We start from the raw sequence: 14,270 nt of genomic DNA, 5'->3' as shown, positions 1-14,270 counted from the left end.
AGCTAGATCATTGTGTAGCCACCATCCACTGCAAAAACCTGGCCAGTGATGTAATCGCTCGCAGCAGAGCATAGAAATAGCGTCAAGCCCGCCACGTCATTCTCGTTGCCGAGGCGATGCAACGGGACATGCTTCACGTACTCTTCCATAACAAAGCCGGGGAATGTTGATTTGGCTGTGTCGGTGTCGATGATTCCCGGAGCGATTGCATTGACTTGGATCCCGAGCTCAGCGGCTTCTCGGGCAAGTGCTTTGGTCAAGGCAATCACTCCACCTTTTGCTGCCGAGTAATGCACCAGTCCGATGCCACCGACGCGTCCGGCGACGGAAGCGATGTTGATGATTTTCCCCTGCTGTCGTTGCGACATGTGGCCGTAGACTTCCTTCGTAACGAGGAACGTGCCGGTCAGATTGATGTCGATGACCTTGCGCCATTCTTCCTCGGTGATGTCCTCAAACATGTTGATGGGGAAGTATCCTGCATTATTCACCAGAACATCGATTTCTCCGAAGCGCTGGAGTACGCAACAGACCATTCGCTTGACGTCTTCGGCGCTCGATATGTCGGCCTGAACGGCCATGACCTCTGCTGCGGTTTGCCTGATTTCCTCTGCCGTCTTCTCCAGTGCCTGCTTGCCTCGCGAGCAGATCACAACTGAGCATCGATGCTCCGCGAAGGCCTGCGCACATGACTTTCCGATGCCCATGCTCGCGCCTGTTACCAGAACCACCTTGCCTGCGAGACCGTCGTTCATTGGTAACCTCCTTTCGATGTGCAGTTATTGGAGTCATGCTCCTCAAGAGCTAAGGACAGCAATCACCTGACCGACGTTCACACGCTGACCTTCGCTGACCTTCAGTTCGAGCACAGAGCCAGAGGAGGGAGCATCGATGTAGATGGCGATCTTGTCGGTGGCTGCTTCGGCAAGTTGGGCGCCAGCATCAACCTTGTCTCCCGGATGGCAAAGCCAGTGCTTTAGCGTGATTTGTCGAGCGCCGCCTGCAAACTTAGGAACAACAACTTCGTGGGTCATGTTCGTCGCTCCTCAAAAGTGTGGGAAGCGTTGGCACGCTTCCCACTTCAGCAGAACAGTCGTTTGCTCAGTGAGCAGTCCGGGCGACCGATCCCGTCTTTGCCAATTGCTGCAGATCCGTATTGAGTTGGGCAAAGATGTAGACGGGTGCGCATCCCGGATAATAGGTCACAGTCTTGGCGAGTTTTGTGGCCTTTCGAATGTTCTCGGCTGTCGGGAAATACTCCCAGCAATCTCCGCAGACAAACAGGTGTTTGCCTTTGGCAATTTGTGGGTCGAAGTCCGGCAAGCCTCCGGCGACGACAACGACTTCACCACGCTCCTTCAGGAAGTCGGGCATCGAGATGCCACTATTCGCAAAGGAGTCGAGCGCGCCACGGACATTGACATAGCAGCCTGGGCAGGTCTGTTGTGCAAAGACCGTGAGGCCGTGATACATGCCCACCGGGTTGTCGTTGGGGCGACGGAAGAACTTACGTACGGTGTCGGCAGCGACACCAACGACGGTGATCTTCTTGACGTCGATCTCGCCGAGTCCCTCGGTTCCAGCGCAACGTATGGCAGGAATCTCAATTGGATCGAAGCCCATCACGTAGCAGGAAATGGCGTCGGTCGAGACCATGTCAGATCCTGCGATGACAAGATTCATCTCCTTGGGAACTCCAGCATGCGGGCCTTGGCCTTCCATGCCAATGATTCCATCGACAATGGTAAGGTCGGCCTTCACCGCACGATACAGGTCTGCAAACTTTTGGCCGAGATCGATGCGATGTGCTCCCTGTTGTTGCGCGCTGGGATGTACGTTGGGAATCAGGCCATTCCAGTTCTTCAGGGCCAGCGTGACTCCACCCGCGATGTGAACTTTCATCTTGGGCAGATTGATGATCACGTCAGCATCGAGAACCGGTTTGAAGATCGCTGCCTTCTTGAAGACCTTTGCATCTGGAATATTCACTTCGACCACGTCTGTTTCGTCGAAGTAAATTACCTTGTCTGCACCACCGTGTCGTGCGGCTTCCTCCATGCCGGAGACTTGGAATGCAGGCTTCGCACGGCCTACATGCATGCCGAGCGACGGATTGTCGCCTAGCCACACCTCGCCTGCCTTGGAGTTCTCCTTCACGTAGGAAACAACGGCTTCGATCATGCGTGGATCGACAACCGCGAAACTTTCGGGCGGTGCCTGGAAGGCCAGGTTCGGTTTAATCAGTACTTTCTGACCTGGCTTGATAATGGCGTCGAGCGATCCGATCGCGAGTTCAACGGCTTGCTTCACGGCAGCCTTGATTCTCACGATGTCGTCATCTCGACGGACGAACTTACCCGCGATGAAGGAGGTATTTCCTTCCGGGCGTTCGCACTGGACGATTGCAACTTTCGGACTCATCATGAACCTCCATCAATCTGCACACTTCATTGCCACGATGCGAGCAATGAAGAAAAGCTATGCCGCGGTTGCGCGCTTTGCCTCTGGCTTCGTCTCGGCCTTGGCCTCCACAACTGCGGGTGCGAAGCTGGCGAAAAGTGGTACGCAGATTTTGTCGTAAACAAACCCGGCAAAGACTGCGCCACAGATCGGTCCGACGGTCAGGATCCAGAACTCGCCACGAGGGCCTGGGAACGCCATCTTGCCCCATCCAAGCAAGTAAGCAAGGAGGCGAGGGCCAAGATCACGCGCGCCATTCAGCGATGCCATCGAGATTGGAGCGGTGATGCCGACCAGCAGGAAGATCACCACCCCGAGCGCATACGGGAAGAACATCATGGTCGGCTTCAGGCTGTTCCGCTCCTCGAGAAGCGCGAGAATCAGGAACATTAGCAAAGCTGTCGCGATGAACTCCGAAAGGAATCCAGCATAGAGCGGGACCTTTGCATACGCCTCAGGAGTGAATCCGACGGCAGCAGGGTTGGGAATGTAACAGCTGAACACCATGCTGCTCAATTGGCTGCCGAATTGTCCACGTACGAGGTGGTTGGCTGCTTCGAAGGGAGCTGCGAATCCTTTGAAGAGCGCGAACCACAGAGTGGCCGCACCGCAGAACGCTCCTGCAATCTGGCTTGCAATGTAAACGGGGACTTTTGCCCACGGGAACTTGCGCCATACTGCGAGAGCGATTGTGACAGAAGGATTGAAGTGAGCCCCTGAAACCGCAGCGCCAACATACACTGGGATGGCGACTGCGAAAGCCCACATCCACATTACAGGAGTCAGATCTTTGTACGCTCCGACGTATATGGCGACCATTACAGCGCCACATCCGAAGAACACGATCAGATACGTACCGATGAACTCCATGATGTACTTGCTGAGCCAATTCTCTTTCATAGACTTTCACCTCCTGTGTCTATCTGGCCCGGACTGCAGTACCGCGAATAACGACGCCAACAAACATCAATCAGAACGTCGTTTGTAGACGGAATCCTGCAACGGCAGCCGAGCCGTCTCTGCGTCCTCCGACGTTCGCGTAGTACTGGATCACAGGCTGAATCATGAGCCAGCCAAACTGAGCCTTGTAGTTGAATTCGATCGCCTTCTCATCGCTGAGGGAGGCGGTGTTTGAAAGCAGTGCGCTGCGGACGCGGTTGTAGTCGCTCCCGATCTTGTTGTACACAAGCGCGAATGCAACACTGTCTTTTGGACGATGGGTGATGGGGCCATTGAATACGACGCCGAAATCAAATTCGGCTGGCACCATGCTCTTGTTTTGTGGGCCAATGTTAAAGCCAGCGGTCAGGTCGAGGCCACGATTGCTTCCGGGTTCGACGCGATACACAGGCTGGTTGCCCTGTACGTAGAAGGTGTAGTTGCCGCTAACGAACTTCTGGGCCTTGTAGTCAATGAAATCCCTGCCACCGTTGTAAATGAAACCTACTTTGAAGAGACCTGGGTAGGTTTTGCGAGAGCCGGAGACTGCAGGATCAGTGTAGAAGCCGAACTCTGTGTCGGAGGTCGAGCCGAAAGTTCCGTTCTTGTAGTTGAAGCCCGTAGGATAGGGATGTCGCTCACCATTGTCGGATGGCATGAACCAGCCAGTCTTGACATAGAAGCGCTTGGTGGGGGCAATCTTGATTTGCGCACCAGGGCCGGTCTGTGGGTCATAGGAAGCACGGACATTGCCCATGTTTCCGAAGTTGTAGTCCATCGGCTCCATCATGTAGGCCCCGCCATACTCCTGAATGCCAAAGAAGTCCTGGGAGGCCATGAGACCAGCCGTTAGTGTCACCTTGTTATTCAAAAAGGCTTGCGAGATGTTCAACGAGTCGAGACGGAACTGGTTGTTGCTGGTGATTCCGCTCGGGTTCGAGAGACTGCATCCATAAGCGCCGGCCTGGCTCATGATGCAGCCGAGGTTCTGTCCGTTCTGCCAAACACCGGTTGCATGAAGACTGAAGCCCTTGATGTGGGACAGTCTGCCAAAGTCGAAATCGACCGTGGCACGAATACGTTGCCAGTGAACGAACGCCTCGGGTGTGCCTTTGGGATGACTTATATCGCCGAAGTTATCGGAGATGTAGTGGAGGTTGAAGGTGAAGCCATGCTCAGCCCAGTTCGAGCGCTCCGGACCCCAGTTGAACATTGTGTCCTGATGGAACAGTCCCGAATCGACGTGCTTTGGAGCTGGCTCCACGGGTGCCGCAGTGGCGTTGTCTGACACCTGCTGAGTGATAACTTCCGTCCCCGTTGTGAGTGGCTGATCGCCCGCTACAGCGGTCGTCGGCCAGAGACAAATCACAATTAATGTCACAACGAAAAGTGGTCCGAGCACCAAGGGACGAACGCGAAGAACGCGAAGCAGTGAATTGAATCGCATAATGTCACCTGCCAAAAAGTAATTTCAGACCTCGCTGAGTTTCCTTTGTTCCGCTCGGGCGTCAGGACGAATCCATGACACTCGCCCGCGCTTCGTTTGGGTCCTCATCCAACCGCCATACTTCCGCAGGTTCCCTTTTTCGACTTAGTCACCCATAGCTCTCGTCTGGATGGCGGTTATTCAACTCTTTCTTTGAGCAAACAAGAGCCCTGCATTTCGGGTGCAGTGTTGCAAGACGGTGTCCAAAGTTGGTTTCTTGATTGGCGGAGTGATAAGTCGGGATTTTTGCTCGTGTTATCGCGATCTACACACTGAAACAGAGGACACAGATCCCGCTACTCATAGCACGTATGTGTGTCATGTTTCAGGCTGCGACACGCGATGTGTCAGAGGGACACATGAGGATGAGTCTGCGTTTCAGGCGATCAAGACATGTGCTGATACGCAGAGGTGTAAAAGATGACGGGCGGCGTACAAGTCTCGCAGATTGTGTGCGGTATTTCTGCTCGTGGCGAAGACGTCAGACGAGATGATTCAGCCCAGATTGATTTAGTGCGTGGCACATGAATTGCACTTGTGTGCCGAGTCGTGGCCGATTCCGGGCTCACGCTGAGGTGTGCGTGTGTTTGCGTGTTTCATCTTGAAGCGTAATCAAAGCGGAGTTGGTCGCGACACGTTCTTTTCACATTGGGCCAGAACTTGCGTCGGAAAGGAGCAGAAATGGCGACACCACTGAAAAAGGACGAGCTGCTAAAAGCCTATCGGATCATGAAGACGATCCGGGCTTTTGAGGAGAGAGTGCATGTGGAGTTCGCGACCGGAAAGATTCCCGGCTTTGTTCATCTCTATGCCGGAGAAGAGGCGGTTGCAACGGGCGTCTGCATGCACCTCAAGGACAGCGACGTGATTGGCAGCACCCACCGTGGTCACGGTCACTGTATCGCCAAGGGCGTGAACATCGTCGGCATGATGGCTGAGATTTACGGCAAGGCCACGGGAAGTTGCGGCGGCAAAGGTGGGTCCATGCATATTGCCGATGTGAATCGCGGCATGATGGGCGCAAATGGAATCGTTGGTGGTGGACCGCCCCTTATGTGCGGCGCTGCGTTGGCATTCAAGTGCAAGCAGAATGGTGGCGTGGCCATCGCTTTCTTTGGCGACGGTGCGTCAAATCAGGGCACAACTCTGGAGAGCTTGAATCTGGCTTCAGTGTGGAATCTGCCCGTTGTTTTCGTTGCAGAAAATAATCGTTACGCCGAATCTACGGGCGTGAAATACAGCGTGCCAACTGCAAACATCTCTGATCGCGCTGCTGCCTTCGGCATGCCTGGAATCACGGTTGACGGCACTGACTTCTTTGCAGTGTTCGAGGCCGCAGCTACGGCGATTGAACGCGCACGTGCGGGTAAGGGCCCAACCCTGCTCGAATGCAAAACGAACCGCTTCTATGGACACTTCGAAGGCGATGCGATGACTTATCGCGCGCCCGGTGAGGTGAAGAAACTGCGGGAGGAATGCGATCCGTTGAAGGTTTTCGAAAAGAGAGCGATTGCTGAGGGCGTGTTGAAACAATCTGACTTCGACGCTGTAGATAAGGAAGTCGATGCCGAGATCGAAGACGCAGTGGCGAAAGCTATTGCTGCCCCGAAACCTGCCGCCGCGGAGGTACTCAGCGACGTTTACATCTCCTACTAACGGAAAGGAAGGGCAAAATGTCGAGGACAATCACGTACAAAGACGCAATCAATGAGGCAATTGCCCAGGAGATGGAACGTGACGGCACGGTCATTGTAATGGGCGAAGACAACGTTGGAGGACATGGCAGCCCGGGCGTGATGGATGCTTGGGGCGGTGTTCTCGGAGTTACAAAGGGCCTCTATGCAAAGTTTGGCGACCGCGTGCTGGATACTCCCATTTCTGAGTCTGCTTTCGTTGGCTCTGCCATTGGAGCAGCAACTCAGGGTATGAGACCCGTCGCGGAAATTATGTTCGTTGACTTCATGGGCGTGTGCTTCGATCAGATTCTGAATCAAGCCGCAAAGTTCCGCTACATGTTTGGCGGAAAAGCGAAGACGCCCGTCGTGATTCGCACTATGTATGGCGCAGGATTGCGTGCTGCAGCCCAGCACTCGCAATGCCTGTATCCAATCTTCACTCATGTGCCGGGGTTGAAAGTCGTTCTGCCAACCACTCCTTATGACGCTAAGGGACTGCTGATTGAAGCCATCAGGGATGATGACCCAGTGATCTTCTTCGAGCACAAAGCACTGTATGGGATGAAGGGCGAGGTTCCGGAAGAAAGCTACACGATCCCATTTGGCAAAGCACACATTGCTCGCACTGGCAAGGATGTAACCATCGTCGCCTTCGGCCGCATGGTACATATGGCGATCGAGGCGGCGAAGGCACTCGCCAAGGAAGGTACAGAATGCGAAGTGATTGATCCGCGCACCACTTCGCCGCTAGACAAACAAACCATTCTGTCGAGCGTCGCAAAGACCGGGAAGCTGGTGGTTGTGGACGAAGCGTCTCCTCGCTGCGGGCTAGCTGCGGATATCTCGGCGATCGTTGCTCAGGATGCGTTCTATTCACTTACTGCACCAATTGCCATGGTCACGCCTCCGCATGTGCCAGTGCCGTTTGCTGACACATTGGAGGATATGTACATTCCAAACGCGGCAAAAATCGAAGCCGCGGTACACGCTGTTACCGCCCATCGGGTAGCAGTCGGCGCACGGTAATCCAGCGTCTTCTGATGAAGCCAATCGCATCACCACGGATTGGCTTCACCAGATTTGCATTCATGTGCAATTGATCTCAACTGACTTGGTCCGGTACTGCAGAAAGGATTGAAACATGGGCACAATCCACAAGATCACAATTCCCAAGCTTGGCCTCACGATGGAGGAGGGGACGATCGTTGGCTGGCTCGCTGAGGTTGGCGCGGAGCTAAAGCCCGGCAACGATGTGGCCGAGATAGAGACAGACAAGATCGTAAACACTGTCGAGGTGAGTCATCCGGGCGTTTTGCGTCGGAAGCTTGCGCAAGTAGGCGACGTGTTGCCGGTAGGTACATTGATAGGAATCATTGCCGACGCGTCAGTCAGCGAAGCTGAAATCGACCAGTTCATTGCGGCGGAAACAGGGGGTGTTCCGACTGTGGAAGAGTTGCCGCAGAAAGATGAGCCGGTTACGGTTTCGGAACTAATACCTGAACAAATGGAGCCGCTCACGAGTACTCGCGCGGCCATCGCACGAACGGTGACGACCTCGTGGAGTTCGATTCCACTCATTTATGTAAACGTGAAGATCGACATGGAAATGGCTGAGCGGCTGTATCGCGCAAACAAAGCGGCAGGCGCCAAGATGTCAATCAGCGATGTGCTTGTAAAGGCGCTCGCCGTCGTAGTGCCGCAGTTTCCGAGAGTGAATGCGACATTCGCTGATAAGTCTCTGATCCTGCATCGTGACGTTAATGTCGCGGTAGCTGTCGGGCTCGATGAGGGAGTGGTAATGCCTGTCATCCACCAATGCCAGTGTCTTTCGCTCGACGAGATTGCCGACAAAAGCAGAGATGCCGTCGATCGCGCAAAAGCAGGAGCACTGACACAGGAGGATCTGGCTGACGGGACGGTTTCGATTTCGAACATGGGAATGCTGGGAATCGCAAGCTTTACGGCACTGGTTCCGCCGGGGCAGTCGGCGATTCTTGCTGTGGGAATGGTCGAGAGTGTGCCCGTGGTGAGGGATGGACAAGTCGTGATAGCCAGAATGATGCAGATCAATATGTCCTGTGATCACCGCGTTCTGGATGGAGCTTATGCTGCCAAGTTCCTCGGAACTCTAAAAGAGACTCTGGAGAAACCGGAAGCATTGTTTGACTCGACGCGAGTCGTCGTCGGGTATCAGCAGGTTGCATGAGATTGGCTCACGCACGTCAGGAGGTGCGTTATGGCGACATCGGCAATGAAGGTGCCTGCGAAGCCAGTGTTTGAGAAGGTTCTGCAGGTCGCGGTCGTAGTGAAGAACTGCGACGAAGCAGTGAGGAAGTATGCAGATGAGTATGGCATAGGCCCCTGGAATATCTATGAATTCAACCCAAACACAGTGAGCGACATGATTATTCGCGGTAAGCGGGTTGACTATGCCATGCGACTCGCACTGTGTGACATAGGCGATGTGCAGTGGGAGTTGATTGAGCCAAAAGACGACAAGAGCATCTACTACGAATTCCTAAAGGAGCATGGCCCAGGGTTGCACCACATAGCATTCGGCGTGAAGGACTACGAAAACACGATGGACTTCTTCCGCGCAAAAGGGAAGAACATCTTCCAGGGAGGGAGCTGGGAAGGTCTGACTTATACGTATCTTGATTCGCGAGATGATCTGGGCGTCATCGCCGAGATTTACAAGATAGTGCCGGAATTCAAATGGCCGAAACCCGCTGAAGTGTATCCGCCAGCGAAATGACTGACAACTCGGCGCACGATGCGAACCGTGCGCCGACTGCCGAGACATTACATCTAGTTGCGGTTGTGACAAAGGAGAGGAGCATGTCACTAAAAGCAGCATTCATATTCATCGCGCCGGAAGCCGATCCGAAGAAGCACTGCGCGGTCGTGAATACGCCTGTGGTCGAGCTTACGGTTGTAGGCGTAAGCAGCTACGAAGATGCGGCAGAGGCAGCGAAATCTCTGGTGAGCGCAGGAGTTACTGCACTGGAGCTCTGTGGAGGATTTGGAGTGGAGGGTGCGGCGATGGTGAAGTCGGCTGTGCAGGATAAAGCAGTTGTAGGTGTGGTTCGCTTTGACAACCACCCAGGGCTCGGATTCAAGAGCGGTGATGAGATATTCGGCGCGGCGCTGGTACAGAGCAAGTGAACGCAGCGTGCAATTGATGGTCAAGCGATCAGCGGCTAATAGTACTCATCCCCGCGTGTTGGGGAGCTTCGGAGCTTTTGCATGGGCTGACGTGCTTGACTGTATAGAAGCCCGAATCAACTCCTGCTGCCATCTGGCCCGGCGTTGTCGCCAACCAGAACCCACTTTCACGCCGTGTCGAGGTTGTCTGGCCGATAACGACTTCATGTTTACCTCCCGAACGCGTTCTGAAGAAGATGTATCACAGCATTTGATGCCGAAATGCTTTCAGCGGAACCTGCGTGCTTACGCGTTCCAGAACTAGCCGTGCCTCGTCCTCTGCCAATCAATCCTCCACCTGCCACCCGACACGGGTGCCCATATTAGTTTTTTCAGCGGTGTACCTCGCGAATGGTGATAAAGCAAGGCAGTGCGCTCGTAGAAACCTCGAGTGTGCCATGAATCTCCGAAATCGAACTTATGAAAGTCGAGGTGGTGGCAGAATTCGTGGCACAGCGTGTTTAGGAATGTCCCGAACGAGGTCACTTCCTTGCGAACTGCCGTCCTCATCCATAAGCGGATGAACATCTTCTCAATGTGGTAGTCGCCGAAGAGTTCGGTCGTCCAGTGTTCGCGGACCGTGAGTGGACGCGCAGCTAAAACGCGGACTCCGCAGTCCGGGACGCCGTAGAACGAGGACGCTTCGGAAAGGAAATCTAAACACGCGGAACGGACATCGCGCGTTTTCTCGGTCAGCATCGCCGCGTCGACGGACTTCGCTAGGGTCGGCAAGACATCGTTGTTTGGTAGCTCGAGCGTCCGCATCCGGTCGCTTTTGGCAAATTCTGTAATGCGATTTCTGGGGGGCGTGTCGGTGAGCATGGACGTGCTCATTATCTCGCTGGACAGAACTAGAATTGGCACTATTTCGGACTGACGTTATCTACTACTCTGAAAGGATCACGGCTTCGACCAGGGATGCGAGCGTCGACGGCGTGGAGATGCTGGCGTCCAATTCAATGAAATGAACTAGATTGATTTGCTCACTATGTTCAGGACTCGATTCAAGAACGACATCGTCGCGGAATTCCTGCCGCCAAGCCGGAAAGGAAGAACGCAGAAGGTAATCATCCTTTGTGACGGAATGCCCTCGATGCCTAGTAAGCAACCGCTGGTTGAGTTCCTCTCAAAGAAGGGCTACTGGGTCTTCTATCCTCGCTGGCGCGGGGCATGGGAGAGCGGAGGTCAGTTCCTTCAGAAGTCACCGCACCAAGATATTCTCGATGTAATAGGCGAATTGCCGAATGGAGTGAGCGAGAGTGCGTTTGGGCAGCAGTTCGAAGTCGATCCCGACGAGATTTTCGTTATTGGGGGCAGCTTCGGCGGGGCTGCGGCCATTCTGGCCTCGATGGACGAACGAGTGAAGAAGGTGTTCGCAAATTGCCCTGTGGTGGACTGGTCGATACTGGGTGAGGAACAGGAGAAAGAGACTTCAAACCCGAGCTATGCGGCATACATCCGCGAAGCATTTGGCAACGGATACCGGCTCTCAGAGAAGAACTGGAACAAACTGCACAGCGGCACGTTCTTCAACCCTATGCATCACGTCAGGGAAATAGACGGGTCCAAAATCATGATGTTCCATGCCAAAAATGACCCGTACGTGCCGTGGAATGGCGTGGATAAGTTCGCAAAGCAGACTGGGGCGAAGCTCACCCTTCTTTCGAAAGGCGGTCATCTGAGCACCACTAGAACTGTGCAACGGTATTGGCCACGGATATCGGCATTCTTAAAATGCTGAACCAAGACGACGAAAGCTCCCAACAGGGAGCTCTTAACGTTCAATGATTCAAAATCTTGAAAATGGTCGGGGAGAGAGGATTTGAACCTCCGACCCCCAACCGGGTTATTCTCGCGGATGTCCCGCAACTACTTGTAAATACAACAACTGCTAGTCAGTCCTGCTTGGCGGCGGTGCTGACGAGGACACATCTGGACACAAAACTCGTCCGAACATTTGGCCGAACTGTGCTGCCACCGCCCGGTCATCGGCACTGACCATGTGCGTGTAGCCGCCGCGATTCCGCATCCCAAGGGTGGTGCGCGGGTCGTCGTGTCCCAATCGGTTCTGCCGCACCTTAACCGGAACGCCAGCCCTGTCCATCTCGGTCGAGTTCCAGTGCCGCAGGGCTTTCAGCCCCTTGCCGCTGTGCTCAATTCCCAGTTTGTCCAGTAACGGATTCAGCTTACGTTCAACTACCTTCGTCTCCCGCCATGGGCGACCCTGCTTTGTGTGGAAGAGGAGACCTTGCTGCTTGCCGTTGAGGAAACTGCGCAGGTGCTCCGCCAGCTCATGGGAAATGGCGAAGTCCCGGTAGCCAGCCGCTGTCTTTGGAGTCACAATGTAGCCCTCGCTCACCGACTGACATACTGAGATGACCCGGTTTTCCAAGTCGATGTACTCAGCGTCGAGACCGCAGACTTCAGCAGGGCGCATCCCGGTCTCCCCGGCAATCCACAAGAAGGTTCGTAGAGGCTCCGGGGCTGCGTGAAACATCGCCATCGTTTCCTCAACGGTGTATTGCTCGGACTTGGGTTTTGCACACGGTGGAAGAATGACACCTTGTGCTGGTTTGTGAGTTACGTAGTTCCACGCAACGGCGGTGTCCCACATCGCGGAGAAGGTCGAGACGATGTTGCGGATATACTTCCCACTATTGCCGCGCTTCTGGAGAGCCGCAATATAGCTCTGAAGTACCTCAGCGGTTGATGTCTTGCAGTTCGAAATTGCCAAACGCCGGAACAAGGCGGTTCCTCACCTGCCTTCTGGCCGTACTCTGTGAGCCGCCCGTCTTGTAGGTTGGCAACACTTTTTCAATCCAGCGTCCAGCGAACTCCCCAAAGGTAATTCGATGGACTGGTCGATAGTCCAACGAGTTCACGGGCGCAAGCAGCACATCCAGTGCTCGTTGCGCTTCGCGCTTGGTGGAGAAGTCAGCCTTAGTGCCCAGTACCTTCTTGCGATTGATGCGCTTGACGGTACCATCAGGCTCCACGGCATCCTCTCGCCACCTGCCGATATACTTCCCACGAGTAAACTTAATGCTGCCCCGCTGATAACGGCGTCGAGCCACGGAACGATATCCATTCCGTTGATTCGGTTCAAGGCTCGGTAAGCATTCTAACTCTTGGGCTCTGACATTCGCTCTTGAGCTGGCGCGTACTCGTTGGTTCCGCTTCGCCTGGTGTAGCGTCATTGACCCTAGAAGAATCCGCTCCTACATGAAACGCGCTGTCACGCCGCCCCGCTTCAGACTGTTTAGCGGCAAATGTAGCGGAATCGGTATGTGACGTACTTTGCAACGCTTAGCCTCAGTCAGTCCCGCGCTATCCGCAGGACTAGTCATGGCCGTTAATTACTGAGGGGAGGCTTATTCGAGTGGTTTGCAGGAAGAGAATGGAAATACTTTGTCTTCCGTGGAAAGAGAAGCAGAATAAGGTAGGTGCGGTATTAATGTGGACTTCTTCGGGAGCGAGTTTATGTGGTCGTCCGTGGAGCGTGATGCTCAACCAGTCGAGAAACATCCTTCATCGCGCCCAATAAAGGGTTGGAATCGTGCACGATGACCTAGTCTTGACTGGTGCAGTTCGATACACGGCCACAATCTGCCTTGCTGCGGCTGCGTTTCGTTGCTTTGTACTCCTCTGAATGCGTTTGCCGTCGAACTCGAAGTGGAACCAATACACTGTACCGCGCTTGAAGATGGTCAACGTGTCCCCCGAAAGGCGGACCATACCGCGTCCAGCTTGCAATGCAAAACAAAAGGAAACCTGATGTCCGGAGGTGCGGGACGCCTCCGAGTTCTAACTCGCAATATTGGGCGGAAACACACGGAGGGACAGGGCGCGTTTCTCGCCCTGTCCCCTCCGTGCATCTAGCCAACGTGGTTCTACTTTGGTCTGCCCGTCTGTGCACGTTCTCGCGCCCATCGCCTTGTTGCGCTGTGGCTCATTTTTTCGCGTTCATCAACTGTACGTATAAACGGTTTCGGCGGCTTCTGCGCGTCCCGTTGCTCTTGACGGATTTCTTTGGCTCTTTCTCGACACCGGATTTTGCAATAGTTGTCGTTAGGATACTCACGGAAGAAAAACGTCCGTTCACTCTTGCACTCTGGGTTCTCGCACACTTTGCATTTAGCCGTTCGGTGCTTCTGGCTCCCGCTTGCGACCGGAACAGCCGTTCCGTGGGTGGACAATCTCTCGCTCTTTTACCTGATAAATGAACAGCAACTCGTCCAGCCAGATGACGCTGTCCGCAAGTTCAACTTCCGCCTGAGGCTTAGGTCTGAACGTAGTATTGGCGTACGTGAACTCGCGGAAGAAGTAGAACTCATTCAGGCTGGCTAGTTCTTGCTCAAGACCCATGGAGCACCTTGCACAGGGTGTGGCCTTAGGTTGGCAGGGCACCAGCTACGGTGCTGACTCCGACGCTCCAAGTGGTCTCAAGAACAGCACACCACTTGTGATTGTCATTGTTTGCCATAGGCTTCACCTTCCCTTCGCTT

General features: G+C 54.3%; 15 protein-coding genes. 6 read left to right on the top strand and 9 right to left on the bottom strand.

What is annotated here, in order from left to right; all coding sequences use genetic code 11:
* Nucleotides 1-2: 2 nt before the first annotated feature.
* From AC6IZD_RS16140 to AC6IZD_RS16120, 5 genes are all read right to left on the bottom strand, one after another.
* Nucleotides 3-755 carry an SDR family NAD(P)-dependent oxidoreductase gene (locus AC6IZD_RS16140; protein ID WP_497784469.1) on the bottom strand — a complete coding sequence of 251 codons (753 nt, stop codon included), beginning with the start codon at nt 753-755 and terminating at the stop codon, nt 3-5.
* Nucleotides 756-797: 42 nt separating this feature from the next.
* On the bottom strand, nt 798-1,034 hold the full coding sequence (locus AC6IZD_RS16135; protein WP_497784467.1) for a biotin/lipoyl-containing protein: 237 nt from the start codon (nt 1,032-1,034) through the stop codon (nt 798-800).
* Between the two features lie 67 nt (nt 1,035-1,101).
* Entirely contained in the window at nt 1,102-2,424 is a 1,323-nt protein-coding gene (locus AC6IZD_RS16130; RefSeq protein ID WP_497784466.1) for a DUF362 domain-containing protein, read from the bottom strand.
* A 54-nt stretch (nt 2,425-2,478) separates the two neighbouring features.
* A complete protein-coding gene (locus tag AC6IZD_RS16125; protein ID WP_497784465.1) occupies nt 2,479-3,360 on the bottom strand; it encodes an MIP/aquaporin family protein in 882 nt (293 codons plus the stop codon).
* A gap of 70 nt (nt 3,361-3,430) precedes the next feature.
* On the bottom strand, nt 3,431-4,846 hold the full coding sequence (locus AC6IZD_RS16120) for a carbohydrate porin (protein WP_497784463.1): 1,416 nt from the start codon (nt 4,844-4,846) through the stop codon (nt 3,431-3,433).
* Nucleotides 4,847-5,566: 720 nt separating this feature from the next.
* On the opposite strand from AC6IZD_RS16120, the gene AC6IZD_RS16115 reads away from it, so the two are divergent.
* The 5 genes from AC6IZD_RS16115 (at nt 5,567) to AC6IZD_RS16095 (ending at nt 9,726) form a co-directional block, all read left to right on the top strand.
* Complete coding sequence (locus tag AC6IZD_RS16115; protein ID WP_497784462.1) at nt 5,567-6,541, top strand: thiamine pyrophosphate-dependent dehydrogenase E1 component subunit alpha; 975 nt, start codon at nt 5,567-5,569, stop codon at nt 6,539-6,541.
* Nucleotides 6,542-6,558: 17 nt separating this feature from the next.
* Entirely contained in the window at nt 6,559-7,587 is a 1,029-nt protein-coding gene (locus AC6IZD_RS16110) for an alpha-ketoacid dehydrogenase subunit beta (RefSeq protein ID WP_497784461.1), read from the top strand.
* A 115-nt stretch (nt 7,588-7,702) separates the two neighbouring features.
* Nucleotides 7,703-8,767 carry a dihydrolipoamide acetyltransferase family protein gene (locus tag AC6IZD_RS16105; RefSeq protein ID WP_497784460.1) on the top strand — a complete coding sequence of 355 codons (1,065 nt, stop codon included), beginning with the start codon at nt 7,703-7,705 and terminating at the stop codon, nt 8,765-8,767.
* A gap of 30 nt (nt 8,768-8,797) precedes the next feature.
* Nucleotides 8,798-9,316, top strand: a complete 519-nt coding sequence (locus AC6IZD_RS16100) for a VOC family protein (RefSeq protein ID WP_497784459.1) — start codon at nt 8,798-8,800, stop codon at nt 9,314-9,316.
* A gap of 83 nt (nt 9,317-9,399) precedes the next feature.
* Nucleotides 9,400-9,726, top strand: a complete 327-nt coding sequence (locus AC6IZD_RS16095) for a DUF6506 family protein (RefSeq protein ID WP_497784458.1) — start codon at nt 9,400-9,402, stop codon at nt 9,724-9,726.
* 300 nt (nt 9,727-10,026) lie between these two features.
* Here AC6IZD_RS16095 and AC6IZD_RS16090 read toward each other — a convergent pair whose 3' ends face one another.
* Complete coding sequence (locus AC6IZD_RS16090) at nt 10,027-10,599, bottom strand: hypothetical protein (protein ID WP_497784456.1); 573 nt, start codon at nt 10,597-10,599, stop codon at nt 10,027-10,029.
* Nucleotides 10,600-10,858: 259 nt separating this feature from the next.
* On the opposite strand from AC6IZD_RS16090, the gene AC6IZD_RS16085 reads away from it, so the two are divergent.
* On the top strand, nt 10,859-11,506 hold the full coding sequence (locus tag AC6IZD_RS16085; RefSeq protein WP_497784455.1) for an alpha/beta hydrolase family protein: 648 nt from the start codon (nt 10,859-10,861) through the stop codon (nt 11,504-11,506).
* Nucleotides 11,507-11,656: 150 nt separating this feature from the next.
* Here the strand turns inward: AC6IZD_RS16085 and AC6IZD_RS16080 are convergent, their stop codons facing one another.
* The 3 genes from AC6IZD_RS16080 to AC6IZD_RS16070 form a co-directional block, all read right to left on the bottom strand.
* A complete protein-coding gene (locus tag AC6IZD_RS16080; protein WP_497784454.1) occupies nt 11,657-12,511 on the bottom strand; it encodes a tyrosine-type recombinase/integrase in 855 nt (284 codons plus the stop codon).
* Nucleotides 12,465-12,839, bottom strand: a complete 375-nt coding sequence (locus tag AC6IZD_RS16075) for a hypothetical protein (RefSeq protein ID WP_497784453.1) — start codon at nt 12,837-12,839, stop codon at nt 12,465-12,467. Before AC6IZD_RS16075 ends, AC6IZD_RS16080 begins: the two co-directional genes overlap by 47 nt.
* A 1,060-nt stretch (nt 12,840-13,899) precedes the next feature.
* Nucleotides 13,900-14,130: a hypothetical protein gene (locus AC6IZD_RS16070; protein WP_497784451.1), complete on the bottom strand. Its 231-nt coding sequence runs from the start codon at nt 14,128-14,130 to the stop codon at nt 13,900-13,902.
* Nucleotides 14,131-14,270 lie beyond the last annotated feature (140 nt).

This window comes from Koromonas humicola (genome assembly GCF_059726255.1).
Note: the sequence above shows the minus strand (reverse complement) of the source record. Positions and strands in the feature narration are given on the sequence as shown.

Excerpts from the sequence above, each read along its gene's own strand:
- AC6IZD_RS16100 (WP_497784459.1), top strand. The coding sequence starts at position 8,798 with ATGGCGACATCGGCAATGAAGGTGCCTGCGAAGCCAGTGTTTGAGAAG.
- AC6IZD_RS16135 (WP_497784467.1), bottom strand. The coding sequence starts at position 1,034 with ATGACCCACGAAGTTGTTGTTCCTAAGTTTGCAGGCGGCGCTCGACAA.
- AC6IZD_RS16125 (WP_497784465.1), bottom strand. The coding sequence starts at position 3,360 with ATGAAAGAGAATTGGCTCAGCAAGTACATCATGGAGTTCATCGGTACG.
- AC6IZD_RS16110 (WP_497784461.1), top strand. The coding sequence starts at position 6,559 with ATGTCGAGGACAATCACGTACAAAGACGCAATCAATGAGGCAATTGCC.
- AC6IZD_RS16115 (WP_497784462.1), top strand. The coding sequence starts at position 5,567 with ATGGCGACACCACTGAAAAAGGACGAGCTGCTAAAAGCCTATCGGATC.
- AC6IZD_RS16120 (WP_497784463.1), bottom strand. The coding sequence starts at position 4,846 with ATGCGATTCAATTCACTGCTTCGCGTTCTTCGCGTTCGTCCCTTGGTG.
- AC6IZD_RS16140 (WP_497784469.1), bottom strand. The coding sequence starts at position 755 with ATGAACGACGGTCTCGCAGGCAAGGTGGTTCTGGTAACAGGCGCGAGC.
- AC6IZD_RS16090 (WP_497784456.1), bottom strand. The coding sequence starts at position 10,599 with ATGAGCACGTCCATGCTCACCGACACGCCCCCCAGAAATCGCATTACA.
- AC6IZD_RS16070 (WP_497784451.1), bottom strand. The coding sequence starts at position 14,130 with ATGGGTCTTGAGCAAGAACTAGCCAGCCTGAATGAGTTCTACTTCTTC.
- AC6IZD_RS16095 (WP_497784458.1), top strand. The coding sequence starts at position 9,400 with ATGTCACTAAAAGCAGCATTCATATTCATCGCGCCGGAAGCCGATCCG.
- AC6IZD_RS16130 (WP_497784466.1), bottom strand. The coding sequence starts at position 2,424 with ATGATGAGTCCGAAAGTTGCAATCGTCCAGTGCGAACGCCCGGAAGGA.
- AC6IZD_RS16085 (WP_497784455.1), top strand. The coding sequence starts at position 10,859 with ATGCCTAGTAAGCAACCGCTGGTTGAGTTCCTCTCAAAGAAGGGCTAC.
- AC6IZD_RS16105 (WP_497784460.1), top strand. The coding sequence starts at position 7,703 with ATGGGCACAATCCACAAGATCACAATTCCCAAGCTTGGCCTCACGATG.